The sequence below is a fragment of the Yersinia entomophaga genome, from assembly GCF_001656035.1.
GTDB classification, from domain to species: domain Bacteria; phylum Pseudomonadota; class Gammaproteobacteria; order Enterobacterales; family Enterobacteriaceae; genus Yersinia; species Yersinia entomophaga.
This window is the reverse complement of the sequence record NZ_CP010029.1, coordinates 4,134,038-4,148,977: the sequence shown is the minus strand read 5'-3', so window position 1 is coordinate 4,148,977 and position 14,940 is coordinate 4,134,038. Positions and strand designations below refer to the sequence as shown.

Genomic DNA, 14,940 nt, shown 5'->3' with positions numbered 1-14,940 from the left:
TAATGTCATAGCGGGAATTATTAACCTTCCAACACTCTTTGTCACATCAGTGCTGTTTAATTATCCAACCAGACTAAATCTATTCATAACATGTCCCAATAAATGAGCAACGTCACATAAATTATTTTTTCACTGACTAAAATAAATACCAGCCAGCGGCATTGTGCCCATGACCTGAATCGATTCATGGGGATAAAGGACAAATCGTCGGCGGGTCGTAGTGATTACGACTATCATAATAGATTCAATATGTACCGCAGGGACGCGCTGGTAGTAAACCAACTTTCATGACGTGCCAGAACTCAATCTTGAGTTAACTGAGGGGGTAGCGAGTGAGTATAGCTATTATCATCGGCACACACGGGGCAGCGGCTGAACAGCTACTGCGTACTGCGGAAATGATCCTAGGCGAGCAAGAAAACGTCGCGTATATCGATTTCGTACCCGGTGAAAATGCCGAAACGCTTATTGAGAAGTACACAGGGAAATTGGCAGGTCTGGATACCACGAAAGGTGTCTTGTTCCTGGTCGATACCTGGGGAGGCAGTCCCTTTAATGCCGCCAGCCGTATCGTTGTTGATAAAGAAAACTATGAGGTCGTCACCGGGGTTAACATTCCGATGCTGGTAGAAACCTTTATGGCGCGTGATGATAATCCATCCTTCGCCGAACTGGTCAGTATCGCGGTGGAAACCGGTCGCACTGGTGTAAAAGCCTTAAAAACGCCAGATACGAGTGATAAGCCCGAGACGCAGCAACCAGCTCCCGCAGCCAAAGCGCCGTCCGCGCCCGCTGCACCTTTGGGTCCCGATGACCATATGAAGATCGGTTTGGCGCGTATCGATGACCGTCTGATTCACGGCCAGGTCGCTACTCGCTGGACCAAAGAAACCAACGTCAATCGTATTATTGTTGTCAGTGATGAAGTTGCTGCCGACCATATGCGTAAGACCCTACTGACTCAGGTTGCTCCTCCCGGCGTAACGGCCCACGTCGTCGATGTGGAAAAAGCCATTCGCGTATACAACAACCCTAAATATGCCAAAGATCGGGTCATGCTGTTATTCACCAATCCAAACGACGTCCTGCGCCTGGTAGAAGGCGGCGTGGATATTAAATCAGTCAACATTGGTGGTATGGCGTTCCGTCAGGGTAAAACCCAGGTCAACAACGCGGTTTCCGTTGATGAGAAAGATGTCGAAGCATTTAAGAAATTAAATGAACGCGGGATCGAACTGGAAGTACGAAAAGTGTCTTCGGATAGTCGCTTAAAAATGATGGATCTGATCGCAAAACTTAACTAATTAGCTCTATAAATAACTACACAGAAAGGTTATGTCCGGTTCTGTTTGAACAGGGTTATTTTACTCAGCTTTTTTTAGTCATAGGAGAAGTACAATGGAGATCACAACTCTTCAGATTGTGCTGATATTTATCGTTGCCTGTATCGCCGGGATGGGTTCCATTCTGGATGAGTTCCAATTTCACCGTCCCCTCGTCGCCTGTACCTTAATCGGTATCGTTTTAGGTGATATGAAAACCGGTATTATCATCGGTGGTACGTTGGAAATGATCGCTCTGGGCTGGATGAACATCGGCGCCGCCGTTGCCCCTGATGCTGCTCTGGCATCCATCATTTCTACCATTCTGGTTATCGCCGGTGGTCAAAGCATCGGGGCCGGTATTGCACTGGCGATCCCGCTGGCCGCCGCCGGTCAAGTGCTGACCATCATCGTTCGTACCGTTACCGTGGCTTTCCAGCACGCGGCAGACAGTGCGGCGGAGCGCGGTAGTCTGCGAGCCATTACCTGGCTACACGTCTCTGCCCTGTTCTTACAGGCCATGCGTATTGCTATTCCTGCACTGATCGTTGCCCTTTCCGTCGGGACATCGGAAGTTCAGTCACTGCTTAACTCTATCCCAGAAGTCGTTACCAACGGTCTGAATATCGCAGGGGGTATGATCGTCGTGGTCGGTTACGCCATGGTTATCAACATGATGCGTGCTGGCTACTTGATGCCGTTCTTCTATTTAGGTTTCGTTACCGCAGCCTTCACCAACTTCAACCTTGTTGCTTTGGGTGTGATTGGTGTCGTCATGGCCGTTCTCTACATTCAGCTCAGCCCGAAATACAACAAATCTCAGGTTGTGCAGTCTGGTCCGGCTCCTGCCAATAACGATCTCGATAACGAATTAGACTAAGCGAAGGTGAGAGAAATGGTTGATACAACAACTACTGGTGAAAAGAAACTCACGGCCAGCGACATTCGCGGTGTGTTTTTACGCTCTAACCTTTTCCAAGGGTCATGGAACTTCGAACGTATGCAGGCGCTGGGCTTCTGCTTCTCTATGGTGCCGGTGATCCGTCGTCTGTATCCAGAGAATAACGATGAGCGCAAGCAGGCAATTAAACGCCATTTGGAGTTCTTCAACACCCACCCTTACGTGGCCGCGCCGGTACTGGGCGTTACCATGGCAATGGAAGAACAACGGGCTAACGGCGCACCGATTGACGATGCAGCGATTAACGGTATCAAAGTCGGTTTAATGGGGCCTCTGGCCGGTGTGGGTGACCCGATCTTCTGGGGCACCGTACGTCCGGTATTCGCGGCGCTGGGGGCCGGTATCGCCTTGAGCGGCAGTTTGCTCGGGCCGATCCTGTTCTTCGTGCTGTTTAACCTGGTTCGCCTGCTAACCCGTTATTACGGCGTGGCCTACGGTTATAAGAAAGGGGTCAATATCGTTAACGATATGGGCGGCGGCTTCCTGCAAAAACTGACCGAGGGGGCGTCAATTCTCGGCCTGTTTGTTATGGGGGCCTTGGTTAACAAGTGGACGCACGTTGATATTCCGGTGGTGGTATCCCGTATTACCAACCAGGCCGGTGAAACCACTATCACGACGGTACAAACCATTCTGGATCAGTTGATGCCGGGGCTGGTACCGCTACTGTTAACCTTCGGCTGTATGTGGCTGTTACGCCGTAAAGTTAACGCCCTGTGGATTATTATGGGCTTCTTCGCCATCGGTATCTTCGGCTACTGGATTGGTTTCCTGGCACCGTAATTTCCGCGCACTGTCTGTATATCTGTATCAAACCGGGGGCTAGCCCCCGGTTGTTTTTTCAGGAGTAAACGCATGTCGGTTACCGATATTGTCTTGGTTGTCTTTATTACCCTATTGCTTATCTACGCTATTTACGACGAATTCATCATGAAGACGTTGAAGGGAAAAACGTTATTGGCCATCCGCCTAAAACGTAAAAATAAACTCGACTGCCTGATCTTTGTCGGGTTAATTGCCATTCTTATTTATAATAATGTGATGTCCGACGGCGCCCCACTCACCACTTATTTATTGTTTGGTTTGGCTTTAGTCGCTCTGTATATATCTTATATCCGTTGGCCTAAATTATTGTTTAAACCCACCGGATTCTTCTACGCTAACGCTTTTATAGAATATAACCGGATAAAGACTATGAATTTATCTGAAGATGGCATTCTAGTTATCGAGTTAGAAAAGCGTAGGTTACTGATTCAAGTGACACATTTGGATGACCTAGAAAAAATTTATAACTTTTTCCTTGAAAATCAAGGTTGAAAATATTTCCTCGAACCTAATGGCAGATTAAAATTTCCGCAGAATGCTTAATTTGCCAACAACAAAAATATATTTCCGCTTTAAGTCCACATTATTATTGCTGCTTATATCATCTGATTTAGCGCTGAAGTTGATAACAAGAATAAATATCATTATCAACTCGATCGCTATTATTTTTTTATAGTTGTCCGATGTCAAAATAATATGATAAGGTTGCGCCGTTCATTGGGGAGTAGCCGGTTTCTGACGCATGTAATCCTGCATTACATCGCTTTTCAGAAACGCCCGTATCAACATACTCGTTTCATTCATCGAAACGTGGTGCGGGCAGCCAGGTAAGGTTGGCGAGACCATAGACACGTAACTCCGTCGTAGGTTGGGGGTGGGTTGCGTGTATATGGAGCCACCCGGCCGAGACTATTTACCATGAATCTATCAGCAACCCTTATTCTGGCTTTTGGCATGTCAATGGACGCATTCGCGGCCTCAATTGGCAAAGGTGCCACTCTGTATAAACCCCGTTTTCGTGAAGCCGTTCGCACCGGATTAATTTTCGGCGTGATTGAAGCTATTACGCCATTAATCGGCTGGAGCATCGGCTTATTTGCCAGCCAATACATTATGGAGTGGGATCACTGGGTAGCCTTTAGCCTGCTGTTTATCTTAGGTTGCCGAATGATTGTCGAAGGCTGTAAAGGGCCTTCTGCGGACGAAGCGCAGGTTAGGCGTCACGGCTTTTGGGTTTTGGTGATGACCGCCATTGCCACCAGCCTGGACGCAATGGCCATCGGTGTAGGTCTGGCATTCTTACAGGTCAATATCCTGCATACCGCCATGGCTATCGGTATGGCCACCATGATAATGGCAACGCTCGGTATGCTGATTGGCCGCTATATTGGCCCACTGTTAGGCAAGAGAGCCGAAATTATCGGTGGCGTTATTCTTATCGGCATCGGCTTTAATATTCTATACGAGCACCTGTATAACATGGCCTAGCTCCTCCGCAGCCGGTTAGTTATTCCCTGATCGGCTGCCTGAACACTCTCTTCCTCACGATTCATCCTACTCACAACACAACTTTCCCCTCCTTGTATTGGCGAATGGCCCTCTCTCCCCTATTCTGTCTGTTCCCGCTATTCACTGAGGTAACAACAGAAAATGGAAAATTGGGCGACGTTGGCTCCCGAAATAGTGGTGCGCGACATCAAGAAAAGCATTTATTTTTGGTGTGAAATAATTGGTTTCAGCATCAGATACGACCGACCAGAACAAGGCTTTATCTATCTGGTTCGCGAAGGTGCGCAAATTATGCTGGAGCAGTATCAGGGAGATGATGATCATTGGCTGACGGCACCTTTCGGTAAGACATTGGGTAATGGCGTGACTTTCCAGATTGAAGTGACTGAGGTCGCCCCGATTCTGACGCGCCTGCAGCAGGTCAACTGCCCGGTGTTTCAGCCCTGTGCCGACGTTTGGTATCGTGCCAATGAAATCGAAATCGCCCAGCGACAATGTTTAGTGCAAGATGCGGACGGTTATCTGCTGCGTTTGGCGCAGAATATCGGTAAACGAGCTATTATCGATTAAAAAAATCCCGCTGTTAGCAACCCAACGGCGGGACAGTGACAGAGAGTTTAATTAGCCTAAGCTAATTAGAAATCCATCGAGACAGACAGTTTCAGCTCGCGCGGATTGCCTTGATAAATATAAGTACCCGTATCTTCTACAGATTCCCAATAACGTTCGTTAGTCACGTTCATTAGGTTGGCACGCCAGATTAGATTGGTATCTTTTAACGGCATGGTATAACGCATACCCAGATCCAGACGAGTCCACGGTTTGATTTTCAAGGTATTGGCATCATTCGCATACTGAGAGCCGGAACGAGTCACGGTGCCTGTCGCCGTTAACCCCTCAACCGACTGAATATCATATTCGCCGCCGAACACCAATTGATAGCGAGCAACGCCAACCGCGTAGTTACCGTTATTCTTACTATCCTGCGCTTGAGTCAGAATAGGATCTAACCAGACCGCGCTACCTAACAGGCGAGTGCCAAATACGGGTTCACCGAACACATTCAGCTCAATACCACGGTTACGTTGTTCGCCGCCGAGAGCGTATGTATTGGTGACAGGATCGATAGAACCTGCCGGCTTGGTAATTTCAAACAGCGCTAACGTACCTCCATAGCGTTTGTTATCAAATTTCACGCCCACTTCATTTTGTTTAGAGTGAACAATGCCGGTTACATTACCTGCGTTTGCCGTATACCAGGGCGCAACTTTCCCCGGAGACAACGCTTCAATGTGGTTTGCATACAGAGATACGTTTTCCCACGGCTTAACCAACACGCCGTAGATTGGGGTCACTTTCATCGCATCTTGTGAATTGACGCTGTCCGGCACACCGTTACTAAAGTTACGAATCACCAATTCCTGGCGACGCAGCCCCAGCATCAGCTGCACTTTATCATCCAGTGCCGATAAGGTATCAGACACGGAAATGCTGCTGGCGCGAACCTGACTGTTAAGCGTTGGATCCTGATTGGCACTACCTGAAGTTGCCGGCGGGAATGGAATCACGCCCGGATTATAGATATTGGTCTCTACCGGGTCGGACATATTCCAGGCGGACATCGCTTTACGATAGTTGGCCGCATAACCAATATTCACTTTATGCGTGACCAAACCAGTATCGAAATGACCGCGAACCCCGCCTAACGCGGCAATAGAATCCGAGGTATAAGGCACGTACAGGCGGCTAATAGTCGCGTTGCCGTTGTTATCCGTCAGTGTAGGTGAGCCATACTGGCCGGTTTCTTCGTTACGACTGGCACCAACAGAACCATAGACGGTCCAGTTATGACTTAGGTCATATTCACTGCGCAGCATACCAAAGGTGGTCGCCATGTCGGTATAAACCCACTGCTGACCATAATTCAAAGTCGCCGCCGGCGGTTCAGGAATAACGGTCGCGGCGCCTACCGCAACATCGGTACGCATGCCGTGTACGGTTTGTTTCTGATAACCCACATCGATGGAAGTACGGGCGCGATCGCCACGATAATCCAAGCCGGTAGAAAGTGCGGTGGTACGCTCTTTCTGGTCATGGATTGCCGTCTCCCCTTCGCGATGCAGCATATTCACACGCACGCCAAACTGATCATTGTCACCAAAGCGACGCCCCACATCCAGCGCCCCGCCCACTTTGGATGAGGAAGTATAATCCAGACTAACGCGAGTCAATGGCGTATCACCGGCGCGTTTAGGTTCAAGGTTAATCATCCCGCCAACGCCGCTACCGCTCGGCGAAATACCGTTCACAAAAACGTTTGGGCCTTTGAATACTTCAACGCGTTCGATCATGCTGGTGTCAACAACCTGACGCGGCAATACGCCGAACAGGCCGCCGAATGAAATATCATCACCATCCAGATTAAAACCACGAATCCGATAGTTTTGTGAGGCATTACCGAAACCGCGTACATTTTGTACCGAGGCATCATTTTTCACGACCTCAGCTATTGTATGTGCCTGTTGATCTTCCACCAGCTTAGAGGTGTAACCGATAACGTTAAATGGAACGTTACGAGCATCCTGCTGGCCGAGGAAACCAATGCGGCCACCGTTCGCCACCTGACCGTCCAGATAGGTCGGAATCAGATCGTTACCGCCCGCGCGGAAAGTTTCCTGCGTGCCAACGACGGTAATAGTATCGCCACCTTTTGCCGCAGCTGGCTTAGCGGCGTCTTTGGTTGCTACCGCTGTTTCATCGGCTGCCATTAGCGGCGCAGATAGCGTGCCCAAGGCTGCGCCGATCATGACAAACAAAAGGCGCGGCGCTAAACGATTTTTACCGCCCCGGATTATTGCTGTGCTTTTCATTATTTGGTGTTCCCTGAAAGTTTGCGATGTTATCGCTAATGCGAATATTTAAAGGTTGATGCCTAAATGTTAATAACTAAATGCGAATGCTTATTATAAGAATTCACGAATTATGCCGCCGACGTGACACTTTGCAAGCGTTTATGTTCATTAATTTGAATGCTTTTACGAGATTTGTTTACGTAACAGATAGATAAAGCGCGGAGCACCCGAAAAAATTGCCCGTAATCCAGCTTGTCTGCCACCGCTCACGCTATTGCGTCCAGCGCCAAAATCGTTCGAACGAAGGCATTCCCACGCAATGCAATAATGTGGTTGAGATTCAGATGTCGTGGCGTTGAACCATAGGAAAATGTGCCAAACGACAGCAATGCGACCCCTTGCAACCACCGGAAGCGGGAAATCTCACTCTGGATATAAAAACGATTCTCATTATGATTCTTATCCCCTATTATGCTTGCCTGAACTCGTCAGCCGATGCCCCAAAGCCTGATTTGAATAAGGTTTTTAAATAGGATTATTATGGCGCTAACCGCAGAAAATCTCAGCCTCGCCCGACAGGAAGCCATTGAACAGTACTTTCCGTCTGCAGCCTCGAGACAACGCGAGACTTTTTCTGCCGGTGCTTTATATACGCCTGAACGCGCACTCACCTTGATCTCGCCCCTGCTGAATCTTCATTCGAATGAAGATCGCGCAGCTTTGGTATCAAAATGGTCGCAATGGTACTTTGCCCGCCTGTTGGGGCCGTGGATGCGGATTAATTTGCAGTTCAACTGGCAGTTGCCCATTTTACCGGAGCATATCGGCCTGACGCTCAATGAAGCCGGCGTGGTTGAAAGCTTTATTCTTTCCCATTCGGGTCATCAAGTAACCCAACAAGACCCTGAACGTCGTTTTCAGCAGTTGGTGCAAGATCATCTGACACCGGTTTGCGGTACTCTGAGCCAACTGGCGGGTATGGGCGAAAGCCTGTTTTGGAATAACGCGGGGATTCGTCTGTATCAGGGAATAAAAATGGCGCAGGAACAGCAGGCAAATACGCAAATTGCCGAGCATTTTCTCGCTTTACGTACCCTGTCCGACGGCAGCAAAAACAAGCTGTTTCAGCCTGTTCGTCAGGTCACGGAGAAAAGTGGCAATATAAGAATTGAGCGCCGACTTTGCTGTTTACGCTATCGTTTGAATGGATTGGAAATTTGCTCTACCTGCCCATTACAGCGCGTCAATAATTTAGATAAGAAATTGAACAGACGCTGATTCGTTTCGCGCACCGTTCACCACAATATAAATGTAACCACTCAACGCAATCACATCACTAAGATTAATCGCCTCTGCATATGGCGCTATTAACGATTCGAGTTTATAGCCCACAAACGCAGTTAGAATGCGTTTTATCTTAAAAAACATCCCTTAAGCCAAATTTCCTGTTTTTTACTTACGATAATATCAATCTAACCCAACAAACCGAATCCACGGTTCAGGCGTTGCGTCAGGCAGATATTGCCTGCTACTCGGCTAAACACGGTGGTCGTAACCGATGGGTGATTGGTCTTTAACTTCTCAGAGCACTGGCACTGTTCCTCTCTTCCCTTCCTTTCTCTTTTCTTCCTTTCTCTTTTCTTCCCTTCTTTTCTCTTCTTTTCTCTTCATTATTATCCTGCTTGCCGTAATGATTCGTACAAATAACCGCCACCTACCTTAACGCATCCTGCTTAATTCTCAGCAATTCGATCTCGGTCATAATAAAAAGCCGCCCATCATGATATACAGCATATTATCCCGCACTAAATAAATGGATTTCTATGCCTTACTTTACCGTGAGTGTTAAATTGCATAATGCCGAAGAAAGCGATTACCAGACGCTTAATGAAAAAATGGACGAAGCCGGTTTTACCCGATTAATAGGTCGGGACAAAGTTTATAAATTACCGGACGGCGAATATAATTACGGCAGCGGATCGTTGAATAAGCAGGAAGTTGCCGACTTAGCCTTGAAAGTGGCAGAGCAAGTGCGCTTCGTACCATCGATTCTGGTGACCGAGTCTGGCGGACGCACATGGCGTAACCTGGATCTTAACTCACAAAAATAGAGATAATACGTTTTAAATTTAAAGAGTTAATAAAATGACAGTGAAAGAACCAATCCAGTTGCTCATTGACCCATCATTAGGCCGACACTTTCCCCGGCCCGCGATCTGATTGGTTTATTGATAATATCTAAATCATTACCAATACTATAAAACGGTCACCCCTAGTTATCACTAATGATTTGACTTAATTATCGCTATTTCGCTGTTTATTACATCATTGAATGTTATAGAGCGTCAGGTTCGCCTATTTTCCCTGACGCTCATAATTCTTTATCTAAATATTATTTAAGCCATAATGATCTGGCTATATAAAATAGAAACCGACATTAATCTGCACTACATTCAGTTTTATCGATATGCCGCTGATGCACACGAATAACAAAATCTGTTTCGCAGGCAAAAGTTTCCATCTCGGCCAACTGCTGACCGGTTTCAACTGACGCTCGCCAGGCAAAAGGCGTCATTTGCAATAAATTGACAGCCTGCGATCCCGGCAACGCCATTGGGTAGGCTAATGACTCATGGCTAACCAAATCAAATCCTTCCAAATGTTCGTCGTTCTCACCATGCAGCTGCACTTGCTGATAGATCATTTCTTTCAATTGATATAAATGACGTGGGCCCGGCGCAACCGTCACCAGAAACCCGCCCGGTTTCACCGCTCGCGCCAATTCTTCCGCCTTACATGGCGCATAAATACGCACAACGCCGTCCAGTGCCCCGTTGGCAAACGGCAAACGGTGGCTGGATGCCACGCAAAAACTCACCTCAGGGTAGCGTTTTGCCCCATAACGCACCGCAACCTTGGCGACGTCTAAGCCATAAACCTGCATCTCTCGCCGCTGTTTCAGCTGTTGAGCTATAGCCGCGGTGTAATACCCCTCACCACAGCCAATATCTAGCAATAATCCGGCTTCAGGCGGCAAAACGCCGTCCAACAGCGCAGCAACCCGCCGTTGCAGTGGCTGATAGTAACCGGCATCAAGAAATGCGCGCCGCGCCTGCATCATCTCCGGGCTGTCTCCCGGCTGCCTGGAGCCTTTATGCTGAACGGGCAGCAAATTGACATAGCCCTCTTTGGCACAATCGAACTGGTGATTATTTTCGCAGCGCCACTGCTTCTGATTAAGCTGTAACGGCTGATGGCAAAGAGGACATTGATAAGACATGGTTATATTTCCAGATAGCAGGGAAAATGCGAGAACGCGCAAGGCGGCGCTAGTCTAAAGAACCGCCTCCGTGGTTGCAAGCCGGGGCAGCCTTGTCCGACACTATTCTCAGCTATGGCGCTGAGGCGAGCCAAGAACGGCATCTGGCTCCACATTCTTGGTTCGCAAAATTTGCCCCATAATTTCGCTGAATACCGGGGCCGCCACTGCTCCACCGTAATATTTTCCCCCTTGCGGGTTATTAATCACCACCACCAGAGCAAAACGCGGCTGGCTGGCGGGAGCCACGCCAGCGGTATAAGCCACATATTTATCAATATATTGTCCGTTGGGGCCAATTTTCTTAGCGGTACCGGTTTTAACTGCCACCCGATAACCGCGTACCGCTGCTTTCACCCCGCCGCCGCCGGGCAGCGCCACGCTTTCCATCATATGCTCTACTTCTTGAACCTGTTCCGCAGGCAGGACTCGCTGCCCTAACACCGGCGGATCGACTTTAGTGATAGACAAAGGGCGATAAATCCCATAACTGCCAATCGTGGCGTAAACCCGCGCCAACTGCAGTGGCGTCACCATCAATCCGTAGCCAAACGAGAAAGTGGCGCGATCCAGATCGCTCCAGCGTTGACGGTGCGGCATCAACCCACTGCTTTCTCCGGTTAATCCCAATTCGGTAGATTTGCCCAACCCAAATGAGCCATAGGTTTTTAGCAGTGCCGAAGCGGGCATCGCTAATGCCAGGCGGGATACGCCGACGTCGCTGGATTTTTGTAACACGCCAGTGAGAGACAGCGCGGGGTAAAAGCCGACGTCACGAATTTGGTGACCACTCAAAATATAAGGGTGCGTATCTAACACGCTATCGGGTTTCACTAGTTTGCGCTGTAATGCCGTCATCACCACCATAGGTTTTACCGTCGAACCCGGTTCAAAAATATCGCTGATAGCCCGATTGCGGAAATTTCCCTCCGGCGTATCGGTTCGGTTATTGGGGTTATAGGTCGGGTAATTGGCCATCGCCAGCACTTCGCCAGTGTCCACATCCACCAACACCGCCGATCCAGACTCCGCCTTATTAAACAACACCGCATTGGTTAAAGCATGGGAAGCTTCGGCCTGTAAGCGCTCATCAATACTGAGCTGAACATTTTGACCGGGATGACTATCGGTGGCGGAAATATCCTCCACCACGTTGCCGTAGCGGTCTTTGCGTACTACCCGATTGCCCGCCGTTCCGCTCAGTAGCTGATTAAAACTCTTTTCGATACCTTCGATGCCTTGGTCATCGATATTAGTGAAGCCGACCAGATTCGCCACCGTAGCACCCGAGGGATAGAACCGGCGCGACTCCGCTCTCAGGGCGATTCCCGGCAGTTTAAGCCGTTGAATATACTCAGCCGACGCCTGCTCCACCTGTCGCGCTAAATACACAAAACGCCCATCCGGATTCTGATTGATACGGCTGGCAATATCAGCCAATGGCATATGTAGCATTTGGGACAACGCCCGCCAGCGGGCATCATTCCCGACGCCGCCTTTTTCCAGCAAAACCTTGGGGTCGGCCCAAATTGCCGCCACCGGCACGCTCACCGCCAGAGGATGACCGTTGCGATCGGTAATCATGCCGCGAGTATTCGGGGTCGTCATCACGCGAACCGAACGCATATTCTCTTCTTTTACCAGCGGCTCCGGTTCAACCACCTGTAGCCAGGCCACCCGCCCAAGCAATCCTAGGAGTGACAGCAGGATACAACCGCACAGCAGACTAAAACGCCAACGGACAAAATTGTTAGCGTCATTATTTACTTTAGAAATCATTCGGTTTCCCTGTAGGCATTATCCGCTCTGGTCGATCATTAAACCTGAACCTTGGCCGTTACAGGGTGGAAACAGTGATACAAGGCGTCTTATTTTGCAACAAAGCGCAAATGGGAACGTCATTCAGGTTATTAAAGCAGCCAACAGTAGCCAACTAATCAAAATTCGGCCTACACTGGGCTACTCCGCAGCCACCGAGGCAAAGTGATTCACATGACTGACGTATCCAGATTATTTACCCATGTCCCTCATATTCTTCATGGCTTTGGCAGTAAATCCGCATTGCTGCCGGAGAATTTACAGCCATTTCGTGCCACCATGCCGGAGAAAAAACAGGTACATGGTACGCGAATTGTCGATGTTCGCGAACCCAAGCAAGCCTGCGGTGAAACCGACGGTTTATACACCACCCAACCCGGTATTTTGCTAACGGTACTCACGGCGGACTGCCTACCGGTCATTTTTAGCCGACGGGACGGAAAAGCTATCGCCGTGGCTCACGCAGGCTGGCGCGGATTATTGGATGGAATTTTACTGCGAATGGCAGAACGTATATCGCAAGATGATTCGCCGCATGAATGGGTTGCAGCTATTGGCCCAGCGGCACGTTCCTGTTGTTACGAGGTAACCGAAGATTTAGTGGCACGATTTATTGATAATATGAATATCCCAAAAACGGTTATTTCTCCCCGCTATCGACATCTCAACCTTACCGCCATTGCTGAGCATCAGTTGCAATCATTGGGTTTTCATCAGATAGACCGCGCGGGAAGTTGCACCATCTGTACACCGGCAGACTGCATGCCGCCGAAATCAGCCGGTTCGGCCAACGAGAATCGGGAAGAGCTTGTCCCTGCGTTTAAATACACCAGTTTCCGCCGCAATAGCCAGCAGCGAGCCATAGATCCAACCCATCCAGGGATCAGCGGCAGAAACCAATATTCCGGCTTAATCATCTTGCCTTAATTATTAATAAAACGGATTACTATAGAAACGAAAAAACCCGCACCAAGGCGGGTTTTTTTCAGCTAGAGCTGAATTAGATTGCAGTAACGTTTACTGCAGACGGACCTTTCTGACCGTCTTGGATTTCGAACTCTACGTTCTGGCCTTCGCCCAAGGTTTTGAAGCCGTTACCCTGGATTGCAGAGAAGTGTACGAACACATCTTTGCTGCCGTCAGCTGGAGTGATGAAACCGAAACCTTTAGACTCGTTGAACCACTTAACTTGACCTTTAATCTTAGCCATCTTGAGTATTTCCTTTGGATTGTTTAACTCGCCCGGAGGCGTTACATAGACAAACTAGAGTCGTTACTGCTTGAGGCACTAAGATAAGGATCGGCAGAGAAGCGGTATTCAACGCTAACGTCTTTACTCAGAACTTCTTTACTGAAAATGCCACACATATACAGAACTGTACCTCGTTTTACCCATATGCGTTATCACATACTCTGAATTCGTTGGCAAGCCATTTTTAATCAACGATGTACTTGTCGCACATATTTGGGCCAGTCGATCACAAACACTGCTTAAATATGCTGAAATTTGTTGAAGGTCATCGTATTTTCTGCTCTATTTTTTTATACTGTTTAACCCGTTTTTTTTGCTTAACTTTAACAATCTTGCTAACTATTTTTATAATACCTATTACGTCATAAACGTTGTCGATTTTCTATCCGTTCTACGCGGAACAAATCTATTTTAATAAAGCCTATTGGTCTTTGATATATAAAAATAGAATATACCTGCTCTGCCAGCCCTCAGCCCTTCCACACCTCACTCCGGGTTGAAATTTTCAACTTTTAGTTGATTAAATCCTTACTTATGCTCAGGTTGGCGAAATCTCATGCTTATGACAATCTGATGACAATAACGGCTAAAAGCCGCAGGTCTTCACAAAAAAACGTTACGATGCATAAATGACTACAAATATATTTACCTAAAAAAATAAATGTGAATAATAAATAAAATATCGGAATCTATTTAATCAATATTTAGTACCTCATCATTAACGGAAGTTTATTATTCTATTTAATCAAAATGGATGCGCACTATCATGGTGCAATGGAATGGATTATCACTAGTGGCATAAATACACATAAAACGGACTCTTTTAATCAAGTAAACGCACCTGAAAAACCGAGTGATTCTTATACCTTAGCTAAATGAAAAGGGTAAATAGGATATTTCTTCCTTTTCATCAGCATTTTTTTCAGTACAATACCCGCCTTTATTTAAAGCCCGATGTATTTTACTAAATTAATTAAACTAGCTATAAAGACACCTATGAAAGTAATCAAAACGGCTAATAGTCGGATTATTTTCAATAATAATTAATCGGCAAAATTTGTTTTACCTTTGATAGGCACAAG

At 47.7% G+C, this 14,940-nt stretch carries 14 protein-coding genes and 1 riboswitch; of the genes, 9 read left to right on the top strand and 5 right to left on the bottom strand.

All coding sequences use genetic code 11. The features are described 5' to 3' along the window. Positions 1-332 precede the first annotated feature (332 nt). The 6 genes from manX (at position 333) to PL78_RS18595 (ending at position 5,187) form a co-directional block, all read left to right on the top strand. Positions 333-1,304, top strand: coding sequence for a PTS mannose transporter subunit IIAB (gene manX, locus PL78_RS18620; protein ID WP_064517958.1), 972 nt, complete (start codon positions 333-335; stop codon positions 1,302-1,304). A 94-nt stretch (positions 1,305-1,398) separates the two neighbouring features. After that, positions 1,399-2,202 carry a PTS mannose/fructose/sorbose transporter subunit IIC gene (locus PL78_RS18615; RefSeq protein ID WP_049600476.1) on the top strand — a complete coding sequence of 268 codons (804 nt, stop codon included), beginning with the start codon at positions 1,399-1,401 and terminating at the stop codon, positions 2,200-2,202. A 15-nt stretch (positions 2,203-2,217) separates the two neighbouring features. Next, positions 2,218-3,066, top strand: coding sequence for a PTS mannose transporter subunit IID (locus PL78_RS18610; protein WP_064517956.1), 849 nt, complete (start codon positions 2,218-2,220; stop codon positions 3,064-3,066). A 72-nt stretch (positions 3,067-3,138) separates the two neighbouring features. Next, complete coding sequence (locus PL78_RS18605; protein WP_064517954.1) at positions 3,139-3,600, top strand: DUF986 family protein; 462 nt, start codon at positions 3,139-3,141, stop codon at positions 3,598-3,600. 215 nt (positions 3,601-3,815) lie between these two features. Continuing rightward, positions 3,816-4,015, top strand: a riboswitch (yybP-ykoY riboswitch). An 11-nt stretch (positions 4,016-4,026) separates the two neighbouring features. Next, entirely contained in the window at positions 4,027-4,596 is a 570-nt protein-coding gene (gene mntP, locus PL78_RS18600; RefSeq protein WP_064517953.1) for a manganese efflux pump MntP, read from the top strand. A 162-nt stretch (positions 4,597-4,758) separates the two neighbouring features. Further along, entirely contained in the window at positions 4,759-5,187 is a 429-nt protein-coding gene (locus tag PL78_RS18595) for a bleomycin resistance protein (RefSeq protein WP_064517951.1), read from the top strand. Between the two features lie 65 nt (positions 5,188-5,252). Here PL78_RS18595 and PL78_RS18590 read toward each other — a convergent pair whose 3' ends face one another. Next, positions 5,253-7,487, bottom strand: a complete 2,235-nt coding sequence (locus tag PL78_RS18590) for a TonB-dependent receptor (RefSeq protein WP_064517949.1) — start codon at positions 7,485-7,487, stop codon at positions 5,253-5,255. Between the two features lie 522 nt (positions 7,488-8,009). Between PL78_RS18590 and fhuF the strand changes: the two genes are divergently transcribed. Continuing rightward, entirely contained in the window at positions 8,010-8,747 is a 738-nt protein-coding gene (gene fhuF, locus PL78_RS18585) for a siderophore-iron reductase FhuF (RefSeq protein ID WP_064517947.1), read from the top strand. 545 nt (positions 8,748-9,292) lie between these two features. Next, positions 9,293-9,580 (top strand): hypothetical protein, encoded by a 288-nt coding sequence (locus PL78_RS18580; protein ID WP_064517945.1) that lies wholly within the window; start codon positions 9,293-9,295, stop codon positions 9,578-9,580. 326 nt (positions 9,581-9,906) lie between these two features. Here the strand turns inward: PL78_RS18580 and rlmA are convergent, their stop codons facing one another. Together rlmA and ftsI are read right to left on the bottom strand one after the other, a co-directional pair. After that, complete coding sequence (gene rlmA, locus PL78_RS18575; protein ID WP_064517943.1) at positions 9,907-10,749, bottom strand: 23S rRNA (guanine(745)-N(1))-methyltransferase; 843 nt, start codon at positions 10,747-10,749, stop codon at positions 9,907-9,909. A 108-nt stretch (positions 10,750-10,857) separates the two neighbouring features. After that, positions 10,858-12,567, bottom strand: coding sequence for a peptidoglycan glycosyltransferase FtsI (gene ftsI / locus PL78_RS18570; protein WP_064517941.1), 1,710 nt, complete (start codon positions 12,565-12,567; stop codon positions 10,858-10,860). 213 nt (positions 12,568-12,780) lie between these two features. On the opposite strand from ftsI, the gene pgeF reads away from it, so the two are divergent. Continuing rightward, on the top strand, positions 12,781-13,533 hold the full coding sequence (pgeF, locus tag PL78_RS18565) for a peptidoglycan editing factor PgeF (protein WP_064517939.1): 753 nt from the start codon (positions 12,781-12,783) through the stop codon (positions 13,531-13,533). Between the two features lie 73 nt (positions 13,534-13,606). On the opposite strand, the gene cspE is transcribed toward pgeF, so the two are convergent. After that, positions 13,607-13,816: a transcription antiterminator/RNA stability regulator CspE gene (gene cspE, locus PL78_RS18560; RefSeq protein ID WP_038243301.1), complete on the bottom strand. Its 210-nt coding sequence runs from the start codon at positions 13,814-13,816 to the stop codon at positions 13,607-13,609. 41 nt (positions 13,817-13,857) lie between these two features. Further along, the gene (locus tag PL78_RS19820; protein WP_002211058.1) at positions 13,858-13,974 is read right to left on the bottom strand and encodes a DUF2627 domain-containing protein; all 117 of its coding nucleotides are present in this window, start codon (positions 13,972-13,974) and stop codon (positions 13,858-13,860) included. Positions 13,975-14,940: the final 966 nt, after the last annotated feature.

What these genes read in the sequence shown, in the direction of transcription:
- PL78_RS18590 (WP_064517949.1), bottom strand. Translation starts at nt 7,487, where the DNA reads ATGAAAAGCACAGCAATAATCCGGGGCGGTAAAAATCGTTTAGCGCCG.
- PL78_RS18580 (WP_064517945.1), top strand. Translation starts at nt 9,293, where the DNA reads ATGCCTTACTTTACCGTGAGTGTTAAATTGCATAATGCCGAAGAAAGC.
- PL78_RS18615 (WP_049600476.1), top strand. Translation starts at nt 1,399, where the DNA reads ATGGAGATCACAACTCTTCAGATTGTGCTGATATTTATCGTTGCCTGT.
- cspE (WP_038243301.1), bottom strand. Translation starts at nt 13,816, where the DNA reads ATGGCTAAGATTAAAGGTCAAGTTAAGTGGTTCAACGAGTCTAAAGGT.
- PL78_RS18610 (WP_064517956.1), top strand. Translation starts at nt 2,218, where the DNA reads ATGGTTGATACAACAACTACTGGTGAAAAGAAACTCACGGCCAGCGAC.
- PL78_RS18605 (WP_064517954.1), top strand. Translation starts at nt 3,139, where the DNA reads ATGTCGGTTACCGATATTGTCTTGGTTGTCTTTATTACCCTATTGCTT.
- mntP (WP_064517953.1), top strand. Translation starts at nt 4,027, where the DNA reads ATGAATCTATCAGCAACCCTTATTCTGGCTTTTGGCATGTCAATGGAC.
- rlmA (WP_064517943.1), bottom strand. Translation starts at nt 10,749, where the DNA reads ATGTCTTATCAATGTCCTCTTTGCCATCAGCCGTTACAGCTTAATCAG.
- PL78_RS19820 (WP_002211058.1), bottom strand. Translation starts at nt 13,974, where the DNA reads ATGTGTGGCATTTTCAGTAAAGAAGTTCTGAGTAAAGACGTTAGCGTT.
- fhuF (WP_064517947.1), top strand. Translation starts at nt 8,010, where the DNA reads ATGGCGCTAACCGCAGAAAATCTCAGCCTCGCCCGACAGGAAGCCATT.
- ftsI (WP_064517941.1), bottom strand. Translation starts at nt 12,567, where the DNA reads ATGATTTCTAAAGTAAATAATGACGCTAACAATTTTGTCCGTTGGCGT.
- PL78_RS18595 (WP_064517951.1), top strand. Translation starts at nt 4,759, where the DNA reads ATGGAAAATTGGGCGACGTTGGCTCCCGAAATAGTGGTGCGCGACATC.
- pgeF (WP_064517939.1), top strand. Translation starts at nt 12,781, where the DNA reads ATGACTGACGTATCCAGATTATTTACCCATGTCCCTCATATTCTTCAT.